This is a genomic window from Streptomyces sp. Ag82_O1-12 (genome assembly GCF_900182715.1).
Lineage (GTDB): Bacteria > Actinomycetota > Actinomycetes > Streptomycetales > Streptomycetaceae > Streptomyces > Streptomyces massasporeus.
This window is the reverse complement of sequence record NZ_FXUW01000001.1, coordinates 956,993-981,471: the sequence shown is the minus strand read 5'-3', so window position 1 is coordinate 981,471 and position 24,479 is coordinate 956,993. Positions and strand designations below refer to the sequence as shown.

At 70.5% G+C, this 24,479-nt stretch carries 13 protein-coding genes and 1 pseudogene; 5 read left to right on the top strand and 9 right to left on the bottom strand.

The genetic code is table 11. From position 1 onward, the window contains the following. Nucleotides 1-142: 142 nt before the first annotated feature. Nucleotides 143-5,368 carry a family 43 glycosylhydrolase gene (locus tag QOL88_RS04495; RefSeq protein WP_097215190.1) on the top strand — a complete coding sequence of 1,742 codons (5,226 nt, stop codon included), beginning with the start codon at nt 143-145 and terminating at the stop codon, nt 5,366-5,368. 516 nt (nt 5,369-5,884) lie between these two features. Here QOL88_RS04495 and QOL88_RS04490 read toward each other — a convergent pair. Continuing rightward, the gene (locus QOL88_RS04490) at nt 5,885-7,105 is read right to left on the bottom strand and encodes a metallophosphoesterase (protein WP_097215188.1); all 1,221 of its coding nucleotides are present in this window, start codon (nt 7,103-7,105) and stop codon (nt 5,885-5,887) included. 277 nt (nt 7,106-7,382) lie between these two features. After that, nucleotides 7,383-8,849 carry a non-reducing end alpha-L-arabinofuranosidase family hydrolase gene (locus tag QOL88_RS04485; protein WP_097215187.1) on the bottom strand — a complete coding sequence of 489 codons (1,467 nt, stop codon included), beginning with the start codon at nt 8,847-8,849 and terminating at the stop codon, nt 7,383-7,385. Between the two features lie 580 nt (nt 8,850-9,429). On the opposite strand from QOL88_RS04485, the gene QOL88_RS04480 reads away from it, so the two are divergent. From QOL88_RS04480 to QOL88_RS04470, 3 genes are all read left to right on the top strand, one after another. Then, nucleotides 9,430-10,860 (top strand): endo-1,4-beta-xylanase, encoded by a 1,431-nt coding sequence (locus tag QOL88_RS04480; RefSeq protein WP_097215186.1) that lies wholly within the window; start codon nt 9,430-9,432, stop codon nt 10,858-10,860. Between the two features lie 31 nt (nt 10,861-10,891). Then, nucleotides 10,892-12,262 (top strand): RICIN domain-containing protein, encoded by a 1,371-nt coding sequence (locus QOL88_RS04475; RefSeq protein ID WP_373559269.1) that lies wholly within the window; start codon nt 10,892-10,894, stop codon nt 12,260-12,262. A 340-nt stretch (nt 12,263-12,602) separates the two neighbouring features. Next, the gene (locus QOL88_RS04470) at nt 12,603-13,982 is read left to right on the top strand and encodes a DEAD/DEAH box helicase (protein WP_257028035.1); all 1,380 of its coding nucleotides are present in this window, start codon (nt 12,603-12,605) and stop codon (nt 13,980-13,982) included. A gap of 56 nt (nt 13,983-14,038) precedes the next feature. Here the strand turns inward: QOL88_RS04470 and QOL88_RS04465 are convergent. From QOL88_RS04465 to QOL88_RS04455, 3 genes and pseudogenes are all read right to left on the bottom strand, one after another. Continuing rightward, nucleotides 14,039-14,137, bottom strand: a pseudogene (locus QOL88_RS04465) (DNA-binding response regulator); the annotation flags it as partial. 65 nt (nt 14,138-14,202) lie between these two features. Continuing rightward, on the bottom strand, nt 14,203-14,985 hold the full coding sequence (locus QOL88_RS04460) for an FHA domain-containing protein (RefSeq protein ID WP_218892910.1): 783 nt from the start codon (nt 14,983-14,985) through the stop codon (nt 14,203-14,205). Nucleotides 14,986-15,031: 46 nt separating this feature from the next. Then, the gene (locus tag QOL88_RS04455; RefSeq protein WP_097215183.1) at nt 15,032-16,984 is read right to left on the bottom strand and encodes a serine/threonine-protein kinase; all 1,953 of its coding nucleotides are present in this window, start codon (nt 16,982-16,984) and stop codon (nt 15,032-15,034) included. 161 nt (nt 16,985-17,145) lie between these two features. Between QOL88_RS04455 and QOL88_RS04450 the strand changes: the two genes are divergently transcribed. After that, nucleotides 17,146-17,634, top strand: a complete 489-nt coding sequence (locus QOL88_RS04450) for a hypothetical protein (RefSeq protein WP_097215182.1) — start codon at nt 17,146-17,148, stop codon at nt 17,632-17,634. Nucleotides 17,635-17,789: 155 nt separating this feature from the next. On the opposite strand, the gene QOL88_RS04445 is transcribed toward QOL88_RS04450, so the two are convergent. From QOL88_RS04445 to QOL88_RS04430, 4 genes are all read right to left on the bottom strand, one after another. Beyond that, nucleotides 17,790-18,161 (bottom strand): hypothetical protein, encoded by a 372-nt coding sequence (locus tag QOL88_RS04445; protein WP_097215181.1) that lies wholly within the window; start codon nt 18,159-18,161, stop codon nt 17,790-17,792. Nucleotides 18,162-18,425: 264 nt separating this feature from the next. Continuing rightward, on the bottom strand, nt 18,426-18,572 hold the full coding sequence (locus tag QOL88_RS04440) for a hypothetical protein (protein WP_179878768.1): 147 nt from the start codon (nt 18,570-18,572) through the stop codon (nt 18,426-18,428). A 90-nt stretch (nt 18,573-18,662) separates the two neighbouring features. Beyond that, a complete protein-coding gene (locus tag QOL88_RS04435; protein WP_097215180.1) occupies nt 18,663-21,449 on the bottom strand; it encodes a LuxR C-terminal-related transcriptional regulator in 2,787 nt (928 codons plus the stop codon). A gap of 134 nt (nt 21,450-21,583) precedes the next feature. Continuing rightward, nucleotides 21,584-24,247: a LuxR C-terminal-related transcriptional regulator gene (locus QOL88_RS04430; protein ID WP_097215179.1), complete on the bottom strand. Its 2,664-nt coding sequence runs from the start codon at nt 24,245-24,247 to the stop codon at nt 21,584-21,586. Between the last annotated feature and the right edge of the window lie 232 nt (nt 24,248-24,479).

Sequence of the window (24,479 nt, the reverse complement as noted above, 5' to 3'; positions counted from 1 at the left end):
GCGTCGCTGAGACTCTCGCCACGCACATCACCTGCGTGCAACGGCAGGCCCACGGCAAGGACTTGCCGTCGCCTCGTCGGCCGCTCGTCCTTTCCGTTCCGCCTTGTCCGTCATCAGCCATGCCTCAGCAGGGAACCTCGACATGACGCACGTCGCACGACTTCGCAGCCGCGCGAGACGCCGGGCGGGCCATCTCGCCGGACTGACCGCCGCGTCGCTGCTGCTCACCCTCGCCGGACCCACCGCTTCCGCACACGCCGCACCGACGGCCCCACAGGCCCCGGCGGCCGAAACCGCGGACATCACCGACGGCCTGGCCCTCTGGTACAAGCTCGATGCGACCTCGGGCGGCACCGCCACCGACGCCTCCGGCAACGGCCGGAACGGCACGGTCAACGGCACCGCAGACTGGTCGGCATCCGGCCAGGGGCTCGCCTTCAACGGATCGGACACCTACATCAAGGTGCCGGACGACGTCATGAAGGGCATGAACGCGATCACCGTCTCCATGGACGTGCTGATCGACTCCGCCCAGAGCACCCCCTACTTCCTCTACGGCTTCGGCAACACCAGCGCGGGCACCGGCAACGGCTACCTGTTCACCACCGGCAACTCCTTCCGCACCTCTCTCGCGACGGGCAACTGGTCGACCGAGCAGACCACCAAGCCGTCCGACTCCCACAACCTGACCCGCGGCGTGTGGAAGCACATCACCTACGCCCAGACCGGCTCCACGGGCGTGCTCTACGAGGACGGCGTCGAAGTCGGCCGCAACACCTCGGTCACCACCACGCCCGGCGCCATCGGCTCCGGCACCACCAAGGCCAACTACATCGGCAAGTCCGTCTACGACGGCGACAAGCTCTTCAAGGGCCGGATACGCGACTTCCGCGTGTACGACCGGGCTCTGGACGGCTCGGAGGTCGAGCAGCTCTCCCTCCCCGTCGCCACGCAGGGCGTCGCCGACGACAAGGACGCCCTCAGCCTCGGTGACACCACCGGCATCACGTCCGACCTGGACCTGCCGAAGACCGGCCCGGCGGGCGGCTCCTCCATCAGCTGGGACAGCGACAACCCCTCCGTCGTGTCCGACACCGGCAAGGTCATCCGCCCCGAGGCCGGCTCACCCGACGGCCACGCCACGCTCACGGCGACCCTGAAGAAGGGCACCGTGACCGGCACCAAGACCTTCGACGTCACGGTCCGGCCCGCGCTCGACGACGCGGCCGCCACCCGGCAGGCCGCCGACGCGCTCACGGTCCACAACCTCGACGACGCCCGCGGCAACCTCACCCTGCCCGCGAGCGGCGACTACGGCACGACCGTCACCTGGTCCTCCGCGAAGCCGGACGTCGTCTCCGCCGACGGCGAGGTCCACCGCCCCGCGCACGGCGACGGCGCCACCACCGTCGAACTGACCGCCACCGTCACCAAGGGCGAGGCCGAAGCGACCCGCGTCCTCAGGGCCAAGGTGCCCGAACTGCCCGCCGAGGCGGCCCTCAAGGGCTACATGTTCAGCTACTTCACCGGCGAGGGCACCTCCGACGGCGAACAGCTCTACGCCGCCCTCAGCAAGGGCAACGACCCGCTGCACTGGCGCGAACTGAACGACGGCAAGCCGGTCCTCACCTCCACGCTGGGCGAGAAGGGCCTGCGCGACCCGTTCATCATCCGCTCCCCGGAGGGCGACAAGTTCTACCAGATCGCCACCGACCTCAGGATCTACGGCAATGGCGACTGGGACGCCTCCCAGCGCACCGGCAGCAAGTCCGTCATGGTCTGGGAGTCCACCGATCTGGTGCACTGGACGAACCAGCGCCTGGTCAAGGTCTCACCCGACAGCGCGGGCAACACCTGGGCGCCGGAGGCGTTCTACGACGCCGAGCGCGGCGAATACGTCGTCTTCTGGGCGTCGAAGCTGTACGACGACGCCGACCACTCCGGTGACACGTACAACCGCATGATGTACGCCACCACCCGCGACTTCTACACCTTCAGCGAGCCCAAGGTCTGGATCGACCGCGGCTACTCGGTCATCGACTCCACGATGATCCGGCACGACGGCACGTACTACCGGCTGTCCAAGGACGAGCGGAACAACAGCTCCTCCACCCCCAACAGCAAGTTCATCTTCGAGGAGAAGAGCGACTCGATCCTGAACCCGTCCTGGACCGCCGTCGCCGAGGGCATCGGCAAGGGCGCGATGAACGCCGCCGAGGGACCGCTGGTGTTCAAGTCCAACACCGAGGAGAAGTGGTACGCGTTCCTCGACGAGTTCGGCGGCCGCGGCTACATCCCGTTCGAGTCGACCGACCTCGACTCCGGTACCTGGACCCCCTCCACCGGCTACGACCTGCCCGCCAAGCCCCGTCACGGCACCGTGCTGCCGGTCACGCAGGCCGAGTACGACCGGCTGCTGCGCGCCTACCAGCCCGACCAGATCGTGAAGAGCGTCGAGGACGTGTCGGTCAAGACGCGGGTCGGCCAGGCCCCGGTCCTGCCGGCCACGGTGATCGCCGAGTACGCCGACGGCGTGAAGCGTCCCCTCGCGGTCACCTGGGAGGACGTACCGGCGTCGAAGTACGCCCAGGCCGGCACCTTCACCGTGACCGGCAGCCTGCCGGACGGGACCGCGATCCCGGTCCGGGCCGAGGTCACCGTGTCCGACGACGGGCCGGACGCCCCGGCCGGCCTGCTGCTGCACTACGACTTCGACGAGACGGGCGGCACCATCGCCCGTGACTCCAGCGGGCACGGCTACCACGGCACCTATGTGCGCACCCCCGACTTCGGCACCGGCGTCGACGGCGGCTCGTTCAAGATGTCCGGCGGCTCGGACTCGCCGTATGTGAAGATCCCGAACGGCGTGCTGAAGAACGCCGACAGCGTGACGGTGTCGACGTACGCCAAGTGGAAGGGCGGCAGCAGCTTCCAGTGGCTGTTCGGGCTCGGCCCCGACAGCGACAGGTACCTGTTCGCCACTCCGTCCAACGGCGGCTCCAGCCTCTACTCGGCCATCACGAAGGCGAGTTGGTCGGCGGAGTCGAAGCTCACAGCCGGCTCTCAGCTGACGCCCGGCCAGTGGCGGCACGTCACGGTGACGCTGGACGGTGCCACCGGCACGATGGTCCTCTACGCCGACGGCATCGAGGCGGCCCGCACCACGACCACCATCAAGCCGTCCGAGCTGTACAGCGCGGCCAAGGACTACAGCGGCTACATCGGCCGGTCCTTCTACGCGGCCGACCCGTACTTCGGCGGCGAGGTCGACGACTTCCGCATCTACGACCGTGCCCTCACCGGCACCGAGGTCATGCGCCTGAGCGGCAACACGGCGGGCATCGCCAAGGCGACGCACCCGGCGCTCAAGGTCGACGCGCTCGTCGACAACGCGGCCGGGACGATCACCCTGCCGATGAAGGCGGGCACCGATCTCACCGCGCTGGCACCGGAGTTCACCCTCGCCGAGGGCGCGACCGTCAGCCCGGCATCCGGCAGCGCGCACGACTTCACCAAGCCCGTGACCTACGAGGTCACCGGGGCTGACGGCAAGAAGCGCACCTGGAAGGTCTCGGCGCTGATCATGAAGACCCCGGTCCTGCCGGGGCTGAACGCCGACCCGAACATCGTGCGCTTCGGCGACACCTTCTACATCTACCCGACGACCGACGGCTTCGAGGGCTGGAGCGGAACGCAGTTCAAGGCCTATTCGTCCACGGACCTGGTCCACTGGAAGGACCACGGCGTCATCCTCGACCTGGGACCGGACGTCAGCTGGGCGGACAGCCGGGCCTGGGCGCCGGCGATGACCGAGAAGGACGGGAAGTACTACTTCTACTTCTGCGCCGACGCGAACATCGGCGTGGCCGTATCCGACTCGCCCACCGGCCCCTTCAAGGACGCCCTGGGCAAGCCCCTGCTGAAGGCCGGTGACTTCCGCGGCCAGATGATCGACCCGGCGGTCTTCACCGACGACGACGGCAAGCAGTACCTCTACTGGGGCAACGGCCGCGCCTATGTCGTCCCGCTGGGCGACGACATGACCTCCATCGACACCGCGAAGGTCACGGACATCACCCCGAGCGGCTACAACGAGGGCACCTTCGTCATCAAGCGCAAGGGCACCTACTACTTCATGTGGTCGGAGAACGACACCCGGGACGAGAACTACCGCGTCGCCTACGCGACCGGCCCCTCGCCCACCGGCCCGTGGACCAAGCAGGGCGTGATCCTGGAGAAGGACCTGTCCCTGGGCATCAAGGGACCCGGACACCACTCCGTCGTGCACGTCCCGAACACCGACGACTGGTACATCGCCTACCACCGCTTCGCCATCCCCGGCGGCGACGGCACCCACCGCGAAACGACCATCGACAAGCTGGAGTTCGGCTCCGACGGCCTGATCGAGAAGGTCGTCCCGACCCTCGGCGGCATCGACCCGGTCACTGTCGTCCACGCCGGGCCCGACGCCACCGGGGCCGAGGGCGAGGCGATCACCCTCGGGGGCACCGTCTCCGGGGCGGGCACCCCAGAGTGGACCGTCGAGGGCGGCGCCCCGTGCACCGTCGACGACCCCGCGGCGGCCCGCACGACCGTCACCTGCACCGACGACGGCACCTTCCGGGCGACCCTGACCGGCGGGCGCTCCACCGACACCACCACGGTCAAGGTCTCCAACGCGGCCCCGACGATCACGTCCGCCAAGGGCCCCGGCTCGCCGCTCCCGGTCGGCAAGGCCGCCGTGGTCACCGCGTCCTTCGACGACCCGGGCACGTCCGACAGCCACACCTGCAAGGTCGACTGGAAGGACGGCGGCCGGCCGACGACCGGCACGGTCACCGGCTCCGGCTGCCGCGCCGCACACGTCTACGACGACGCGGGCATCCACCGCCCGGCCGTCACGGTCACCGACGACGACGCGGGCACGGACACCACCACCCTCGCGGAACTGATCGTCTACGACCGGTCCGCCGGGCCCGCCGCCGGAGCCGGCACGATCACCTCGCCGGCCGGTGCCTACCCGGGCAGGCCGGGACTGACCGGAAAGGCGGCGTTCACCCTGGCCGCCCAGTACCGGAAGGGAGCGACCGTCCCCACCGGCAAGGCCTCGTTCGTCTTCGGGCCCGCCCGGCTCACCTTCCGCTCGACCGGCTCCGACTGGCTCGTGGTGAACGGCTCCCAGGCCGTCTACCAGGGCACCGGCACGGTGGGCGGCAAGAGAGGCTACGCCTTCAGAGTCACCGCCACCGACGGCCCGGACACCTTCCGCATCAAGATCTGGAAGAAGTCCACCGGCGATGTCCTCTACGACAACAGGACCGGCGCCACGACGAAGGGCACCGTCACCATCGGAAACCACCGGCGCTAGACCCGTCCACAACGAGGGGCACCCGACGGGCATCCGCCCTGGTGCGGCAGAGGGGCCCGGCCGATGAGGCCGGGCCCCTCTGCCGCGATGTTCAGCTCTTCGTGGCCATCACCGGGGTCAGAGGCGCGCTGCCCACACCGTCTCCGGCCTGCCTCGCACTGCCGTCGCACTGCCCGGCGTCGGCGCCTGCGGACGAAACCACCTCCCGTGCCATGCGGGCCAGATCGTGGCCGTGATGCTGTCTCCGCCGAGGTCGAAGAACCGGTCGTCGGCGGCGGCCCGGGCTCGCCCCACCAAATCGGCCGCCACGAGTCGGCAGAGCAGCTCCTCCGCAGGCGTGTGCATGCTGTCATTCCCCCGTATCGCAATGCGCTCGGCGACCGGGCTGACCCGGCTCAGCGGTTACACACCCTCGGTCTGACCCTCGGCGCCGTCGCGCTGGGCGTCGCCGAGGAGGCCCATGACATCTTCTCGCGCGACCATCCGCTGAACGCCGATGTGTTGGCCCACCCAGTGCTACGGCGAGGTGGGCAGATGCGGGGAGCGGAGCACGAGCAGGGTGATCTCGCTGGGGGCGAAGACGCGGAACGGCGGGCCCCAGAAGCCGGTGCCGCGGCTGGTGTAGAGGAGGGTGCGGGTGCCGTGGTGGCTGAGGCCGGCGAGGGCGGGCTGGTCGATACGGACCAGGTGGTGGAAGGGCCAGATCTGGCCGCCGTGGGTGTGGCCGGAGAGCTGGAGGTCGATGCCGTCGGCTGCCGCCCGGTCCACGAACTTGGGCTGGTGTGCCAGGAGCAGGACGGGCAGGTCGGGGTCGGCGCCGTCCAAGGCTCCGGCGAGGTGGGCCCGGTGACCTGCCAGGCCGGAGGACTCCGCAGTGACGTCGTCCACGCCGGCGACCACGAGGGTGTCGCCGCCGCGTTCGAGCAGCAGATGGCGGTTGCGCAGCGGCTCCCAGCCCAGCTCGTCCATCAGATCGACCCAGCCCTGGGCCTCGCTGTAGTACTCGTGGTTGCCGGTGACGTAGACCCGGGCATGGGTGGCCCGGACGGTGCCGAGAGGGGCGGCCTGGGCGCGGCGGCGTTCGGCCGTGCCGTCCGCGATGTCGCCGGTGTGGCAGACCAGGTCGGCTTCCAGCGTGTTCACCGTCTCGCATACCCGCTCCGACCACCGAGTGCGCTCGAGCGGGCCGTAGTGGGTGTCGGTGATGAGGGCGACACGGGTGCCGTCCAATCCGGCTCCCAGGCGCGGGAGTTGCACGTCGAGTCGGCGTACACGCGGAACGCGGCGGGCTTCGGCGTACCCCCAGGCGAGTAGTGCGGCGGTAACGCCGAGGACGGCCCACGTGACGATCCGGGCCCGGTTCCGACCGTCGCCTACGTCGGCCACGGTCAGGGCGAGGCGCAGCAGGACGCCGAGCAGGACGGACCAGGTGAACAGCACCCAGCTGACCCCAAGCAGGGTGTCACCGACGATCGCCGCCCGGTCCTGCTGGCGGCGGCCGTGGCCGCGCGCCATAGCGAGCGGCATACCGACGAGGCCGAGGGCGAACAGGGCGGTGCCGACCAGTGTGACGGGCAGCGGCCAGTGCTGGCCGGTGTGCAGGAGCACCCAGCAGGGCACGGCCCACAGCAGGACGGGGGCGATCAGGGGGAGGTAGCGCATCAGGCGGTGCAGTCGGCTCTGCCGCGGAGGTCCCGCTTCGCTGTCGGCGGGTCGGGTGTTGCTGGTGTCGGTCACGTTTCCCCTCCCTGACCGGGCTGCCGTCCCGCGCACTGTATCCGGTCGCCCTCGGGCCGGCCGGACCGGCGTTCATGGGCGCGGCCCCTTCGGGCCAAGGGTTCTCTGCGGGACGGCAACTCCGCCTCGGACACCTCCCTTGGCATGAGCCGCGATCAGAGCGCTACTGCCGCGCACCGCGTCACGGGACGGCCCTCGGACTGGAAACGGGCGGGCTCGGCCTTCCGCCGAGCCCGCCACGTCGGCTCCCTACCGGAGCCGGACTCGTGTCACACCGTCAGCGCCGCAGGGTCAGCAGCCCCGGACGGTAGGGCAGCAGGCCGTAGTCGCCGCCGGAGTCGGGGCTGCGCCCCTGGTAGAGCAACTGCAGATTGCAGGGATCGACGGTCATGGTCTGGTCGGCGCTGGTGCGGATCAGTTCGCCATGGCTGATGTCGTTGGTCCAGGTGGCGCCACTGTTCGCCTTGCCGGCGAAGGGATTGCTCTCGGTCGCGGCCTGGGGTGTCCATGAGCCGTTGAGGCTGGTGGCCGTGAACGAGCGGAAGTAGCGGCCCTGAGAGCCGATCGCCTCGACGATCATGAGGTAGCGGTTCTGGCCCTGCAGCTTGTAGACCTGCGGGGCTTCGAACAGGTTGTTCGTCGTATCGCTCATGATCGTCGTGTACGACGAGCCGAAGCTGCCCGGGAAGTTCCCGATCGGCATGCTGGCCCGGTAGATCTTGCCGTTGTCACCGGCGAAGAACAGGTACATGTTCGATCCGTCTGCGATGAGCGTCTGGTCGATGGGTCCTGTTCCGGAGCCCGAGATGCTTCCGGTGAACAGCGGCTGCGCCGCGGACCAGCCGTTGGGGTTGGTGGGGTCGCTCGACGTCCGGTAGGAGAAGGCGGTCCCGCCCCACTGGTAGGCGAGCACCCAGATGTTCTTCGGCGCGAAGTAGAAGAGCGTGGGCGCGACGGTGGAGGACGACATCGTGTTCTGGCCGGCCGAGGCCATCTCCGACCAATTGGTGAACAGGCCGAAGTTCATCGAACCCCAACTCGTCCCCGTGTCGTGCGTCGTCGCATAGACGAGTTGCCTGCCGTTGTACGGGACGACGGTGAAGTCCTTGAGCGAGACCCACCCCGGCTTAGGCTGCGCCAGCGCGCCCGTTGATGTCCAGCGGTACGTCGACGGAAGATCGCACGAGCCGGGATTGTCGCCGCCGACCTTGACGAGCTGCCACTGCTGGTTGGTGCCGCCCCAGTCGTCGTACTGGACGATGTTCGCGTTGTCCGCGGTGGACGCGCCCTGTACTTCGAGGGCCTTGTTGCTGTGGCGCGAGATGAGCCTCACGTAGCCTTCAGAGCTGTCGGCCAGCCGCCACTGCTGGTTGGTGGCGTTCAGGTCGGCCCACTGGACGATCGAGCCGCCGTTCGCGGTGGACCAGTTGTGGACGTCCAGCACCTTGCCCGAGTGGCGGGACTTGATGCGGTAGTAGCCGCCCCCGGAATCGACGAACTGCCACTGCTGCTGGTTCTGACTGTTCCTGGTCCACTGGGTGATGCGGGCGCCGTCGTTGGTCGCCATGTTGTGGACATCCAGGGCCTTGCCGCTGTTGCGGTTGACCAGGACATACGAGGCGCTGGGGTCTACGGTCGCCGCGCGGGCGGGCTGGGCGCCGAGGAAGGTGGCCATGAACAGCAAGGGCGCGAGGACGGCGAGTAAGTGTCTTGGGCGGACCGGGGACGGGTGACGAAACCGCATCAGTAGGCCTCCTTTGTGGGGTGGGGTGAGGTGACCCTGATGAGCCGCGGAGCGGACGTGCCGGGGCAGGGAGAATCTCGAATGTTTCGAAGAATTCCCGGATGCTTCGACGCCACAAGCTAGGAATGCGCCGCCCTCTGGTCAAGGCCTGTCGCCGATCTGTCCACAAACAGCGCCTCCCCGTTGGGCTTGAGAAGCAGTCACGCCCGGCCCGCGGTGGCGCCGGGGGTTGGCCGTCCGGCCCGCCGGTGTTCCGGAAAGTTTCGGGTGATGAATCGAAACTTGTTCTGCGGGGACTATTGACGACCATCGTCAGCACCTCAATCATCCGTGTCTGAGCACCCGGCCCCAGTGCGAAATATCGAACCACTTCGGTCCTGGGCCATCTGTGCTGCACGGCAGATCCACGCACAGCCGCACGACAGATCCACGCACCCCAGCACCTGCGCCACCCCGTCAGGTTCCGGTGATTCCGTGCTCCGCGGGTTCCGGCCCGCCCCGTCCGTCTGCCGAGTGGGAGCGGACGACGCGTTTCCCTGCGCTTCAGTCCTTCCGTGATGTCTACCTTGGAGGCACCGTCATGGGCTCGTATGCCCTACCCAGATCCGTTGTCCGACGAAGGATCCGCGGCCTGCTGTCGGCCCTGGTCGTCGGCGCCCTCGGTGCGGTCGCCACACTGGTGGCACCGCCGACCGCAGCCGCCGCCGAGAACACGCTCGGCGCCGCGGCGGCGCAGAGCGGCCGCTACTTCGGTACCGCCATCGCCTCGGGGAGGCTGGGCGACTCGGCGTACACGACGATCGCGGGCCGTGAGTTCAACATGGTGACGGCCGAGAACGAGATGAAGATCGACGCCACCGAACCGCAGCGGGGCCAGTTCAACTTCACCGCCGGTGACCGCGTGTACAACTGGGCGGTGCAGAACGGCAAGCGGGTGCGCGGCCACACCCTGGCCTGGCACTCCCAGCAGCCCGGCTGGATGCAGAGCCTCAGCGGCAGCACGCTGCGCCAGGCGATGATCAACCACATCAACGGTGTGATGGCCCACTACAAGGGCAAGATCGCCCAGTGGGACGTCGTGAACGAGGCCTTCGCCGACGGCAGTTCCGGAGCCCGGCGCGACTCCAACCTGCAACGCACCGGCAACGACTGGATCGAGGTCGCCTTCCGCACCGCGCGCGCCGCCGATCCGGCCGCCAAGCTCTGCTACAACGACTACAACGTCGAGGACTGGACCTGGGCCAAGACCCAGGCCATGTACGCCATGGTCCGGGACTTCAAGCAGCGCGGCGTGCCGATCGACTGTGTCGGCTTCCAGTCGCACTTCAACAGCGGCAGCCCCTACAACAGCAACTTCCGCACCACCCTGCAGAACTTCGCCGCCCTCGGCGTCGACGTGGCCATCACCGAACTCGACATCCAGGGCGCCCCGGCCACGACCTACGCCAACGTGACCAACGACTGTCTGGCCGTCCCGCGCTGTCTCGGCATCACCGTCTGGGGTGTGCGCGACAGCGACTCCTGGCGACCGGAGCACACGCCGCTGCTGTTCAACGGCGACGGGAGCAAGAAGCCCGCCTACACCGCTGTCCTCAACGCGCTCAACGGCGGCTCCACTACGCCCCCTTCGGACTCCGGGTCGATCAAGGGCGTCGGTTCGGGCCGCTGCCTGGACGTGCCCGGCACCAGTACCACCGACGGCACCCAGCTCCACCTGTGGGACTGCAACAACCGCACCAACCAGCAGTGGGCCTACACCGCCGCGGGCGAGCTCAGGGTCTACGGCAACAAGTGCCTGGACGCCGCCGGCACCGGCAACGGCACCAAAGTCCAGATCTACAGCTGCTGGGGCGGCGACAACCAGAAATGGCGCCTCAACTCTGACGGATCCATCGTCGGCGTCCAGTCCGGCCTCTGTCTCGACGCCGCCGCAGCCGGCACCGCCAACGGCACCCTGATCCAGCTCTACTCCTGCTCGAACGGCAGCAACCAACGCTGGACCCGCACCTGATGGAACCTGCCACAAGCGAAGGCGTGATTCGATGAAGACCTACGGTGCGGCTTCCCCCGCCCCTCCACGTGGACATCGCTGGTGGTCCCGGGTCGCCGCCGTGGTGGCGGCGACCCTCGCGATCGGCATGCTCGCCGCGGTGAACCCGGCGCCCGCCGAGGCGGCGACGGTGGACACCAATGCCTGGTATGTCCTGGTCAATCGCAACAGCGGCAAGGCGCTGGACGTCTCTGGCACGTCCACCGCCGACGGCGCGCGGGTCAGCCAGTGGACGCGCAACGACGCAGCCAACCAGCAATGGCAGTTCGTGGACTCCGGCGGTGGCTTCTACCGCCTCAAGGCCCGGCATTCGGGCAAGGTTCTCGACGTGGCCGGCGCCTCGACCGCAGACGGTGCCGCGATCCAGCAGTGGGCCGACGGCAACGGGGCCAACCAGCAGTTCCGCCTGGCCGACTCCGACGCGGGCCATGTGCGGCTGATCAACCGCACCAGCGGCAAGGCGGTGGAGGTGCAGGGCGCCTCCACCGCCGACGGCGGCAACGTCGTCCAGTACTCCGACTGGGGCGGCGCCAACCAGCAATGGCAGATGATCAAGCTGTCGTCAGGTGGCGGCGGCGGATGCGGCAGCGCCCCGGCCCTGGCGAGCGGTACGCACACGATGCAGAGCGGCGGCAAGAGCCGCAGCTTCATCCTCAGGGTTCCCGCCAACTACGACAACAGCCACCGCTACCGGCTGATCTTCGCGTTTCACTGGCGGGGCGGAACCGCCGGCGACGTCGCCTCGGGCGGCACGAGCGGGAACGCCTGGTCCTACTACGGCCAACAGGAACAGTCGAACAACGGAGCGATCCTCGTCGCCCCCCAGGGCCTCGGCAACGGCTGGGCCAATTCGGGCGGTGAGGACATCACCTTCGTCGACGACATGATCCGTCGCATCGAGGGCGGCCTCTGTGTCAACCCGGCACAGCGCTTTGCCACGGGCTTCAGCTGGGGCGGCGGCATGAGCTACGCACTCGCATGCAGCCGGGCGAACGTCTTCAGGGCCGTCGCGGTCATGTCCGGCGCCCAGATCAGCGGGTGCGGCGGCGGCACCCAGCCCATCGCCTACTTCGGCATCCACGGCATCAGCGACAACGTCCTCAACATCGGGCAAGGGCGGTCCCTGCGCGACAAGTTCGTCGCCAACAACGGCTGCACCGCCCAAAGCCCGCGCGAGCCCGCGCCGGGCAGCCGAACGCACATCACCACCACCTACTCGGGCTGCCGTGCCGGATACCCGGTCCAATGGGCCGCGTTCGACGGAGGCCACATGCCCGGTCCGGTCGACGGCTCCTCCGGCGAAAGCGGCGTCACCACCTGGACCAAAGCAGAGATCTGGAGGTTCTTCGCACAGTTCCAGTGACACGCCCGCACGGAGTGGAGCCAGGATGATCCTGGCTCCACTCCGTCGACGTCTGTCGGGGCCGCGCTGGGCGTCGATGCCGGGAGTGTCCCCGGGGTACCACATGGCTCCGCACAGGCAGGTCGGGCTGTCGTTCCTCGGCTGAGCGGCGCGGCACGGGGGGCCTGGACGGTGTTCCCCGTGCTACCCTTGCGCTTTTGCTGTGTCGCTGTGTCGGTGCTCCGTTGGGTGCCTCTGGTCGGCGGCCGCGTCACTGCCGCGCCTTCCTCGGTACGGTCCCTTCGGAGGAAGGCTCTCTGTGAGCGAATCAACATGTGCCGATGCCCGGCAGCAGGGCGATGTGTCCGAGGCGTCGGGTGCCGCTTCGGCAGTGCCCACGGCGACGTCCTTCGCCCAGCTGGGGTTGCCGGCCGAGGCTCTGCGGGTGCTCGATGAACAGGGCGTGACTGTGCCCTTCCCCATCCAGGTGGCGGCGCTGCCGGACGCGCTCGCGGGACGGGACGTCCTGGGCCGGGGCCGCACCGGATCCGGCAAGACGCTCGCCTTCGGCCTGGGGATGCTCGCCCGGACGGCCGGGCGGCGCGCGCAGCCGAAAGAGCCGCTGGCGCTCGTCCTCGTGCCCACCAGGGAGCTGGCGCAGCAGATCGGCGCGGCCCTCACCCCGTACGCCGAGGCCCTGCGGCTGCGGCTCGCGACCGTGGTGGGCGGCGTGTCCATCGGACGGCAGGCCGCCGCGCTGCGGGACGGCGCCGAGATCGTCGTCGCCACGCCCGGCCGCCTTCACGACCTCGTCGAACGCAAGGGCTGCCGACTGGGACGGGTGCGCATCGCGGTCCTGGACGAGGCCGACCAGATGTGTGACATGGGCTTCCTGCCGCAGGTCACCGAGATCCTGGACCAGGTGCGTCCCGACGGGCAGCGGATGCTGTTCTCCGCCACCCTCGACCGCGACGTCGACCAGCTGGTGCAGGGCTACCTGCGCGACCCCGCCGTCCACTCCGTGGACCCCTCCTCCAGCGCGGTGTCCGCGATCGAGCACCACGTCTTCGTCGTCCACGGCCCGGACCGGTACGCCGTGACCACGGAGATCGCCGCCCGGGACGGCCGCGTCCTGCTGTTCCTGGACACCAAGCACGGCGTCGACCAGCTCACGCGGCACCTGCGGGCCAGCGGCGTGGCCGCCGCCGCCCTGCACAGCGGGAAGTCCCAGCCGCAGCGCACCCGGACTCTGGCCCAGTTCAAGAACGGGCAGGTCACCGCGCTGGTGGCGACGAACGTCGCCGCACGCGGCCTGCACGTCGACGACCTCGACCTCGTGGTCAACGTCGACCCGGCCACCGACCCGAAGGACTATCTGCACCGCGCGGGCCGCACGGCCCGGGCCGGCCGCTCCGGCACCGTCGTGACACTCGTGCTGTCGGGACAGCGCCGCGAGACGAGCCAGGTCATGGCGGACGCCGACGTCACGCCCAAGGTCACCAAGGTGCGGTCCGGGGAGGCGGAGCTCAGCCGGATCACCGGCGCCAAGGCCCCCTCCGGGGCTCCGCTCGACGGCGGGTCGGCCGTACCGCGCCCCAAGAACCACAACGTCCCGTTCGGCGGCCTGGGCAGCACCAAGGACGCGAAGAGCGGCTCCGGTGGCAGGCCGTCCCGCAAGAGCAATGAGGCGCGCAAGCTGGCCGAGGCCCGCAGGGCGGCCCGGGTACGTCGCGGCGGCTGAGCCCGGCTCCCCGGAGTGCCGGACAGCGCCTGGATCCGGCCCGGGGCGCGCGGGCCTCACGAGCGCGCGAGGAGCCCGCGTTCCAGGGCGACCACGACGGCGCGCGTGCGGCCGCTGACGTCGAGTTTCGCGAAGACCCGCAGGAGATGCGTCTTCGCGCGAGGCGCCCGACTCGGTGGAAGACCAGGCCAGGCGCCACGGCTGCCCGGTGGGTTCGGCGTCAGGCGGCGTCGATCAGCGCCAGGTCCATCGGCACGAGGGTGGTCGATGCCAGCAGCGCCCGGATCAGGTTGTCGTTGAGCGCGTTGCCCACCGGCTCGCCGAGCTCCTCGCGGGTCAGCCAGGGCACCCCGTCGCGGGACAGCCGGGTGCGCACGCCGTTGACCAGGTGCTCGACGCGCTTGTCGGTCCAGCCCGCCCAGGGCTGCGACTCGGCGAGCTCGGCGGCGGTCTGCCTCCAGGTCAGCGGCTGCGGCCGGGGCTCGTGCAGCAGGTACCGCCGGCCGAGTACGACGAGGGCGAGCCGCTCCTGCTCGGTCAGCGCCCACACCCGGGGCGGGCGGGTGACGTCCCCGTGCCGCGGTACCGGCCTCTCGCCCTCGGGGCCGGTGACGAAGACCTCCAGCAAGTGCTCGCGGCCACGTGAACCGCCGGCGAACAGCGGGGTGTAACCGGTGTCGAGCGGCAGCGGCTCCTCGCCCCGGAACAGCAGCCGGCCCCCGAGGCACCGGATCGGCAGCCGCCCGGCGTTGCTCACCCACCAGCGGCCGTCCTGGTGGGTGAGCGTGCCCTGGTGGCGGCTGACCTGGGGGTCGTCCTCGCCGAGGCAGACGTGCACTTCGGGCCGGTTGCGGCCGAACAGGACCTCGCGGCCCTCCCCGGGCCCCAGCGTCATGCCGCCGGTTAGCGCAAGCGCGAAGACGGTGCCGGGCAGCGGCGCGGACGCGCCCCGGGCGAGGCTCCCGTGGGTGGCGGGCAGCAGACGGCCGCCCGGAGCGGGCACTGCCCCCTCCCTCGGCCCTCTCCGTGAGGTTCCCGGCTCGGTCATGTCACTGCTCCGGCAGTTGCTTCGCGATGTTCCGTACGGCGACGGTCGCGAACTCCGTGGCGGTGTCGCACAGTTGCTTGGTCGGATTCGGGGCGTACACGGTCAGTTCGAACAGTTCGGTGGTGCGCTCGCCGGCGGAGTCCGTGTAGCTGCGGTGCGGGGTGCGTACGGTGCAGCTGTCGTCCTCGACGTCGTTCGCGGTGAAGTAGCTCTTCGTGCCGGCGACGTCGACGAGCGTTCCGTCGTCGGCGTCCAGCGAGTTGTCCCGACTGAACTGGATCTCCACCCCGCGGTTGCCGTCGTCGCTCGACCACTCGCAGTCCCAGGAACCGAAGCCGCGGTCCTGGTTGCCCACCGTGACGCCGGGAAGCCGCTTGAGCTCGGCGGCGTCGAGGAGCGTGCACGTGTTCAGCCGGGCCAGGGAGTTGGCGGCCGGCGACGACGAACGCCGGGGTACCGGGCCCGCCGCCAGCACGCCGACCACGCGATCGGTGGCGGCGTCGGCCATGTGACACGGGTCGGGCGCCACCTTGTAGAGCTGCTTGCCGATGACGCGGATCTGCTTGCCGTCGGCGGTCAGGACGGCCCGTACACAGGCTCTCCCGTCCCGTTTGAGTGTCACGACCGTGAGGCCGCGGACCACATGGCTGGACACGATGTCGTCGAAGTCGTCCCGGTCCGAGTCGAGGTTGACCTGGACATCCGCGTTGTCGTCGCCGCTGTTGTTGCGCACCAGGACGTCGCACCGGTCGATCTCCCCGTAGGCCGGGTCGAGCGCGGTGTCGCCGAAGCGGCTCAGCGAGGCGGCGTCGAGCAGGCCGCAGGGGTCCGCCGTACGCTCGTCGCCGATGGTGCCGGCCCGCCCCGTGGCCGAGGGTTTCGCATCGGGCACACCGGTACGGCCACCCTTGTCCTTCGCGGCCCACGGGCCGTAGAGGACGAGCCCGACCGTGATCGCGCCCGCTGTGACCAGCGCCACCGCCGTGATCGCCAAGGGAAGGCGGCGTCGGCGTACGGGCCGTGGCAGTGGAAGCATGAAAGGCGTGAAGTCCTGCACGCGGCGTACGAGTCGCGGCAGCCTGAACGTGTGGGACGTGAGGTCACGGGTGCGGCTGTCGTGCAGCTGCTCCTGCACGGGCCGGGGCGGCGGTGCGGCGTGCGTCAGCAGCTTCCGCGCCTTGGCGGCATCGGGCCGGTGCCGGGGCTCCACCTCCAGCAGAGCGGTGAGCGGCCCGTCCAGCGGACCGGCCCGGCGCATGGGCTCGATGTGACCCTCGAGGGCCCGAGCCAGGTAGGCCATCGGGTGTTCGGCCTCCCCGTACGGCGACTGGCCCTCGACCGCCGCGAACAGGGAGGCGCCCAGGGAGAACACGTCGGACTTCTCGCCCGCGGGCCGCCCCTTGGCCAACTCTGGGGCCAGGTACCGGGGTTTGCCGCGCACACTGCCCGTAGTGCTGTGTGTGACGTCGTTCCACAGGGCCCGCGAGATTCCGAAGTCGGTCAGTTTCGCGACGCCTTCGTCGGTGACGAGGATGTTCTCCGGCGTCACATCGCCGTGCACCACGCCCTCACCGTGGGACTTCGCCAACGCGTCCGCGATCTGGCAGCCGATCGACCCGGCCTCCTCGGGTGTGAGCGGGCCGCTCTCCGTCATGATCTGCGCGAGGCTGCGCGAGGGGACGTATTCCATGATGATCCAGCAGGTGGAGCCCTCGTCGACGAAGTCGAAGACGCCCACGATGTTCGGGTGGTGCAGCCGCCCGGAGTTGCGCGCTTCGCCCATGAGCCGTCGCGCGGCCCGATCGTCGTCCAGGCGTGCGCACTTGACCGCGACCCGTCGCTCGAGCCGCTCGTCCCAGGCGAGCCAGACGACGCCCATCCCGCCGGTGCCGACGGGCTCCTGCAAGAGATACCGGTCGGCGATCTTGTCCCCGGCCTCTGGGGTCACCAGCACCGCCCCACCCCTCGCCCCACCGCGCACGGTCCTGCCAGGTGACGGAGTTTACCCAGCGCAGGCTTGGCAGTGATCTGTTTCACCGGACTTCATGCGGACCCGCTCAGAACCCACACAGCGCGCCGGGACCCCTCCCGGCCGGGGCACGCCATCGTGAAGGCATGTCGAAGGTCATGCGTGTGGCAGCCGCCGTCATGGGGCTCGTGGTGCCGGTTGTCGCCGGCTGTTCCTCTTCCCCGGCGTCACCGAAGCAGGAGTTGATCCGGAGCGCCGACGCGTCATGCCGTGAGATCAACGAGCGGTTCACCGGTGACCTGGCGTATGGCGCGGGCATCGACGAGAGCGACGTACCGAAGATGGGCGAACGGGTGGTCCTGCTGAAGGGCCTCCGCGCAAAGGTCCGCAAGATGCCGAAGCCGGAGAGCGGTCGGAAGGCCCTGGACGCCTGGTCGGACAAGCTCGGCACCTACATCACCGGCCTGGAGGACCTCAAGGGCCAGATACAGAACTACCGGCTCGGGACGGACCTGGTGCTCATCATGCAGTCGGCCGTCAACAAGGACGCGGCGGAGGCCGTCGGCCCGGCGGCGAAGCGCTTCGGATTCACGGATTGCGCAGCCACCAAGAAATGGGAGTACCTCGCGTCCTGACGCATCGGCCCCCGGTTCCGGTACGGGCGGCGCCGACAGCACTCCGACACCGCCCGTGGTCCGGCTCGGGTTCGGCAGGTCGGGAGGCTCTGACCGGTGCCGTCCGGGAAACGAACCCCGCCGCGAGACGACGGCGCCAGGGTTCAGGGACGAGTTCAGTACCGGGTGGGGAACAGGCTGAGCTTGGCCTTGTGGCCGGAGACCGACTTCACCCAGATCTTCAGATTGTTGAGCTTGACGGTGCCGCCCGGACTGGTGCTGCCGCTCAAGTACACCCCGCCCGAGGTGGCCGAGAACTTCACGGAACGGGAACTGACGCTGTTGACCTTCAGCGTCCCGAACCCGAACTTCCTGCTGTTGACCTTGATGGTCTTGGGCGCCGACACGGTGATGTCGCACCGGCCGTCGTAGCAGGGCCCCTGGCCGGCGGCATACGCCGCAGGCGTCGTCAGCCCCAATCCGAGCGCGCCCGCCAGGGTCAGCGTCACGCCTGTCGTCGCGGCTCGCCGGCGCATACCCACACTCATCAGTTGGACCTCCTGTCGTACGGGACTTCCGCTCGGCATTTCTAGCCCGCCGGTCCCGGGACCCGTCCCGAGCAGCCGCCCGACCCGTGCTTCATCGCGGTCCAGCCGGTGACCGCGGAGGTGCGGGCCCGCTAGGGCGGTCTGCGCTCCGAGCAGCTCCAGGCCCGGATGCCGGGAGTCAGCGCGCACGCCGGGCTCGGTCGAGAGCGGGTTGAGTGAAGGGCGCCTGACGGGTGAAGACCAGGGGGGTTCCTGCTCTTCCAGTCAGAGGTTCCACTGGGAGTCCTCGTCGGTGAAGGGCGTGGGGTCGAAGGCGCCGACGGTTTCCTTGAGGCGTGCCGAGAGCTCTTCGGGATCCCCGTCGTTGTCGAGGTTGATCTCGAGGTTCCGGAGCTCGACGAGTGCGTACACGAAGGATTCGACGTCGCGGCAGAGCGGGATGTAGCCGGAGCAGGCGCCCGGCTCAGAGCCCGAACAGTCCCGGCCGAACGGGACCGGGCTTCATGAGTACGCGTCATTCCCCTTGCGCCGGGCGGCAGGTGTCCGGATCTCGGCCAGGCCCGCCAGTGCGTCAGCCAGTTGGGTGCGCGAGGCGATCCCGAGTTTGCTGTAGACGCGCTGCAGATGGTTGTCGACCGTACGGATCGAGAGCACGAGCCGACCCGCGATCTCCTGGCTGGTGAGCCCCTCCGCCGCCAGTTCGGCGATCTCGGACTCCCGGCGGGTGAGCGGGCGGGCCGTCCCGACGCCCAGCGCCGGGGTCAGCGCTCCACCGCAGCGGGCCAGGGAGCGTCCGGCCAGGACGGCCGCGGCGGCTGCGCCCCGCTGGTCCCCCTCCCGTTCGGCTGCCCGGGACGCCTCGCAGGCGGTCTCGGCCGCCAGCAGCTCCGCACCCACCAGCAGACACTGGTCCGCCGCGGTGTGCAGCGCGTCGGCCGATCCGGTCGCGTGCGCCCGCGCGCTGATCGCCCGGGCCCGCGCCAGATCGCTGTCGCTTGTCCGCGCCAACTCCCCCAGCCGGTCCTGTGCCTGAGCCGCGCCGCCCAGCCGGGCGGCATCGCTGAGCAGCCAGCCCTCGTAGGAGTGCATGCCCACCTCGCCGGCTCGGTGGGCGGCGGCGGTCAGCAGGGCGCGGGCCTCCGGAAGGTGTCCGTCGGCCGCCTCGATCCAAGCGGCGGCGAGCTGGACCGACAGGTTCGACGCCTGTTGCAGATCCGGTGCGCTCCGGGCGCCCTCCAGTGCCGACCGTGCCTCCGCGACGGCGCCCAACTGGGCCTGGACAGCGGCGAGTCCGGCGCAGCTCAGCACCAGCGGACGGGGGTAGTCGTTCGCCCGGGCCAGCGAGATGGCCTCGGCGTACCAGTCCCGTGCCTGCTCCAGCCGCCCGGCCATCAGCTCGCAGCGCCCCATATGGGCCGCGATCCATGCTTGCACATAGACGGCCTGGGCACCCACCGCGCGGGTGAAGGCGTCCTCGCCGATCGTCCGTGCCTCGTCCGGACGCCCGGCTTCGGTGAGTGCGACTACCCGGTAGATGGCGGGACCGCTGCAGTGCGAGGAGGGATCGTAGCGCCCTTCCTCAGCCGCCGCGCCGGTCAGCTCCTCGTGGACCCGCCGGCTCAGCTCCGCGGCCTCCCGGGTGCGGCCCACGTACGACAGAGCGAGGGACATCTGCAACTGACCCCACATCCGCAGCCGCGGGACATGCACCTTCTCCGCATCCTCCAGCAGATGCAGAACGGTGCGGATGTCCCCGCAGTACATGAGGTAGCCCGCCTCGTTGATGCGTAGGATCCGTCGGCCGCTCGCGCCGAGCCCCGCTTCCGCGGCAGCGTTCACCTCCAGGGTCCGCCGGGTGTCCCCGAAGCCCCAGAACAGGTTCTGGGTCCGCTCCATGACCGCGGTCAGCAGCTCGGCCTCCCCGCCGGCCGACTGCTGCGCCCTGGACAGGCACTGCTCGGCGCGCTCCCAGTTGCCGGTGTGGTGGTAGGCCTCGCCGCGCATCAGCCACACGGCGAACGGTGCCTGGGAATCCGGGTGCCTGGACAGCAGTTCCAGTACGGTCGGGAAGTCGCGTACGTGCCGTGCCATGGCCGCCGCGGACACCAACAGCTCCGTGTCCACGGGCAGTTCGGCGGCAAGTTGCCAGGAGGCGAGGCACAGCGCGTCCTCCCGGCGTCGCACGCCGTGTGAGCGCAGTCTCCGCACTTGCGCGGTGTAGACCTCCCGGCGTCGGCGGGGGGAGATGTGGCGTCGCACGACCTCGCCGTACAGAGGGTGGCCCAGGGTGCAGTACGTGCGTCTGCCGTTGGCGTGGACCTGGATCAGACCCTGCTTCTCCAGCCATTCCACATCGCCGGCCCCGGAGCCCGCCGGGCGCAGCGCGGAGAGGGGGATCGGCTCGCAAAGCGCAACCAGTTCGAACAGTTCCTCGCGCGGGCCGGACAGGCCCTGGAGGCGCTGCCGGATGATCGCCGAGAGCCGGCGGGTGCCGGTGGGGCGGCCGTTCAGGCGCCACAGGCCGTCGCCCAGTTCGAGTGTGCCGTCGTCGACCGCCCCGCTGACGAGCTCGTAGAGAAACAGGGCGTTGCCCTGGGAGGAGGCGACCAGGGCATCCAGGGCGGCGTGTTCGATGGGGTGGCCGAGGCAGCGGCGCAGGACATTGCGGACCTGGGCGCGGCTGAAGGGCCGTACCGCGATGCGGCGGGTCGATTCGCTGCGGTCGATCGCCTCGACGGCGTCGGAGGGGGGCGCGCCGTCGCGGACGGTGGCGATGAGGAACACCGCGCGGGCCCACAGCAGATGGCCGAGCAGCACCGCCGAGGCATTGTCCAGCAGGTGCAGGTCGTCGATGAAGAGGACCGCCGGCCGGTCCGGTGCATCCGGCCGGTGCTTCGGCTCCGGGCGCAGACCGAACGCCCGGGCCGCCGCGTGGAAGGCGGCGACGGGGTCGTGCGAGACGGCGTCGGCGGGCAGCAGATGTGCCAGTGCCCCGAGCGGCAGTGCGGCGAGGGAGGGCGTGGCCACCGCCTTCTCGACCCGGTGACCTCTGCGCGCCGCCAGCCGCAGGCACTCGTCGGCGAGGCGGCTCTTGCCCACCCCCGCCTGCCCGTGGACGATGACGGCCGTGGTGGCCTGGTCGTCGAGGGCGGCGGTGAACGCGTCGAGTTCTTCCGCTCTGGCCGTGAAGGGCCAGCGTTCGCGGCCAGAGGAGGACGGCTCCGGCGGGTTGCCGAAACCGGCCCCCGGCCGACCGATGGGTGGGGAGGTGAACCGGTTGGGCTTCACGTGCTACTCCATGCCGTCCGGGTACGAGACCCGGGATCACGGCGGTCCGACTGCTACCAAACTTGAAGAGCATGACCGTTACGTCCGTCGTGCACATGAGCACTCTTTACTCATCCGGCCCGCCCGCCCGCTGCTCATCGCCGGACGATCGCTGCCCCTGCCGACCGGCTGCGGTTCACGCCCTCCCCGGGCAGCACCGGCTGGCGCCGCAGCGCCTCCTTGAGCAGCCGTCGGCCCCGTATGCCGATCTTGGAGTAGACGCGCTGGAGGTGGTTGCCGACGGTGCGGACCGACAGCGCCAGCTGTTCGGCGATCTGTGCGTTGCCCAGACCGCTGGCCGCCAGCAGAGCGATCTCCATCTCCCGGCCGGTCAGACTGTCGCGGACCGCGTGCGGGGTCAGGCCCGGGGTGCTGGCCCTGCAGTGCGCGGCAAGCCGTTCCGCCTCGGCCCGGCATCGCGCGGCCTTCCGGTGCGCTCCGGACGCGGTGTGCGTACCCGCCACCGCGGTCCAGGTCTCGGCTGCGACCAGCAGGGCGCCCATGGACTCCGCGTCCTGTGCGCACCGCTCCAGTTCGTCCCCCGCGTCCGCGGCCAGCGCCCGGGCCGTGCGGGCACGGAGGGCGATGAACGGGTTGGGGCAGCGGTCGGCGAGCTCGGTCAGCTCCGTCAGTGCTCCGTGGGCGTCCCCCAGCCGGGCGATGTCGAAGAGCAGGTGGGAAGCCAGCGTCAGCAGTCCTTTCCCGGCGGCCGACTGCGCCCCGGTGCGCAGCACGGCCCGCGCCTCGCCCAACCGTCCCAGAGCAGCGGTCCGCCAGGCCTCGACGAGCAGGCATTCGGGACGCTGCCACCGGTCGGGCAGCATGCGCCGGGCCTCGGCCCAGGCGTCGTCGGAGTCGTCGAGGTGGCCGGTCACGGCATCCACCAGCGCCCGCCCGGCCAGACCGGCCCAGAGCCCGGACAGGAATCCCTGATCCCGGGAGCACGACACCACGGAGGCGAACCAGTACCTGGCCCGGGTCATGCTGCCCTGCAGATAGCAGATCCAGCCCAGGTCGGTCGCCGACCGGATCTGCGCCGTCACCGCACGGGTGTCGACTGCGTGGTCGTATGCCTGGTGGGCCAGGCTCTCGGCCTCCTTCAGCCGGCCCGCCTCGGCCAGTGCCCGGGCGCCGGCGCTCTGCAGCAGCGCGGGATGGGCCACGCTGTCGGCGCGCGCGCACTCGGGCCGCTCGCGGCGCCGTTCCGCGGCGGCCAGCGCCTCGTCGGGGCGGCCCGCTTCGGACAAGCAGTAGACGCTCGGCACCGCGGCGATCAGAGCCGATCGATCACCGCCCTCGGCCGCGACGCTCTCCAACAGGGCACCGGCCCGGTCGATGTCGCCGATGAGTGTCCACAGCGAGGCCTCGTTGGCACTGAGCACGGCCTGGATCGCGGGGTCGCGGGCGTTGCGGAGCTCGGCGGCATTGACCTCGAACGCCTCGCCGGTCCGCAGCAGGCCCTGGGCCAGGTTCTGGGTGCGCAGCACCACCCCGAGCAGCCGCTCGTCGGGGGTGGTCGCCAGCTCCAGGGCGCGGGCCAGTGCCTGTTCGGCATCCTCGGGGTAGCCGCACGCATGCCGGAACTCTCCCAGCAGCAGATGGGACAGGGCATCCGGGCGGACCCTGACCAAGGCGCCGGCGAGGCGCAGTGCAGCCGGGAAGTCGTGTACCGCGCGGGCGAGTTCGACAGCCGCGGTCAGACGCTCGGGTGGCACCCCGGCCGCCGCGTCGAGCCGCCACAGCGTCGAGCGCAACAGCTCCGCGTCGGCCGGGCCGCCTCCCGTCTCGGTGCGTTCGGCCCGCGCCAGCATCGTCCGGCGCGACCGGTGCACGGGGACGGTCGTCCGCAGGACCTCGCCGTCCAGCGGGTCCGCCAGCTCCGCAACGGCTTCCCGCCCGCTGCCGTGGATGCGGATCAGCCCTGCCGCGCACAGCGATTCCACGACGTCCCGCGGGAAGTGGATCAGTGCGTCGGGTCCGCACAGGGCGAGGTCCTCCAGCACGGCGCGTCCCGGCTCGCCAATGGTCGAGAGCCGGTACCGGACGAGTTCCACCAGGCGGGGCGGTGGTGCGAGGGTGGCGGCCAGCCGCCACAGACCTGTCTCGCACACCAGCTCGCCACCCGTCAGAGCCCCCGTGACGAGCTCCTTGAGGTAAAGCGGCCGTCCCCCGCTGGCACCGTGCAGAAGCCGCGCCGTACGCCGCTCGACCGGGCCGCGCAGAACGTCTTCGAGCAGGGACTGCACGACCTTGCCGGACAACGGCCGGAGGTTCACCGGGTGCAGGTCCTCCGCGATCCGGCCGCCGGCGGTCCCCCCGCTGCCTTCGGCGCTCGTGGTTGCGATCAGCAGCAGTTCCCCGGATGCCAGAAGCGGTCGGAGCAGTTCGGCGGAGGCGTCGTCCAACAGGTGGACGTCGTCGATGAGGAGTACGGGCCGGTGCTGTTCCGGGCCCCCGGCAGGCCGAGGGCGCCTGACGTGCAGCGCGACCCGGTCCCGCGGGCGGGGGGACAGCAGCGGCGCCAGCGCTCCCAGCGGTACGGAGCGCGAGGCCCGGGTCGCCGCCGCGCGGACGACGGGGTGCCCGCGCCGTCCGGCCCATTCCCAGGCCTCGTGCGCGAGGCGGGTCTTGCCTGCGCCCGTCGGTCCGGAGATGACGATTCCGCGGGTGTGCGGAGTGCTGAGGAGCCCGGTGACTTCGCCGAGTTCGTCGGCCCTGCCGACGAGGGGCCACGGCGGTGCGAGGGGGAGTGTGGTCATGTGCTCCTCCAGGGAGCGACGGGTCGTGCGCCAGTTCGCCGCACGGCGTCGTCGCCCGGGGACGTGGGGGTCGTGGCAGTAGGAAAGGCACGCGGGGTGGCAAGGGCGGGCAGAACGGGGAGGGGCCCGGGGGGATGGCGCGGCGGTCCTCGACCCGCGGGCGCGAGGGGGGACGTGGTGCAACCGCGGCGGGATCGGCCCGGGGCAGGCGTCCGGGCCAGTAGCCGGTGAA

Excerpts from the sequence above, each read along its gene's own strand:
- QOL88_RS04475 (WP_373559269.1), top strand. The coding sequence starts at position 10,892 with ATGAAGACCTACGGTGCGGCTTCCCCCGCCCCTCCACGTGGACATCGC.
- QOL88_RS04430 (WP_097215179.1), bottom strand. The coding sequence starts at position 24,247 with ATGACCACACTCCCCCTCGCACCGCCGTGGCCCCTCGTCGGCAGGGCC.
- QOL88_RS04450 (WP_097215182.1), top strand. The coding sequence starts at position 17,146 with ATGTCGAAGGTCATGCGTGTGGCAGCCGCCGTCATGGGGCTCGTGGTG.
- QOL88_RS04445 (WP_097215181.1), bottom strand. The coding sequence starts at position 18,161 with ATGAGTGTGGGTATGCGCCGGCGAGCCGCGACGACAGGCGTGACGCTG.
- QOL88_RS04485 (WP_097215187.1), bottom strand. The coding sequence starts at position 8,849 with ATGCGGTTTCGTCACCCGTCCCCGGTCCGCCCAAGACACTTACTCGCC.
- QOL88_RS04495 (WP_097215190.1), top strand. The coding sequence starts at position 143 with ATGACGCACGTCGCACGACTTCGCAGCCGCGCGAGACGCCGGGCGGGC.
- QOL88_RS04480 (WP_097215186.1), top strand. The coding sequence starts at position 9,430 with ATGGGCTCGTATGCCCTACCCAGATCCGTTGTCCGACGAAGGATCCGC.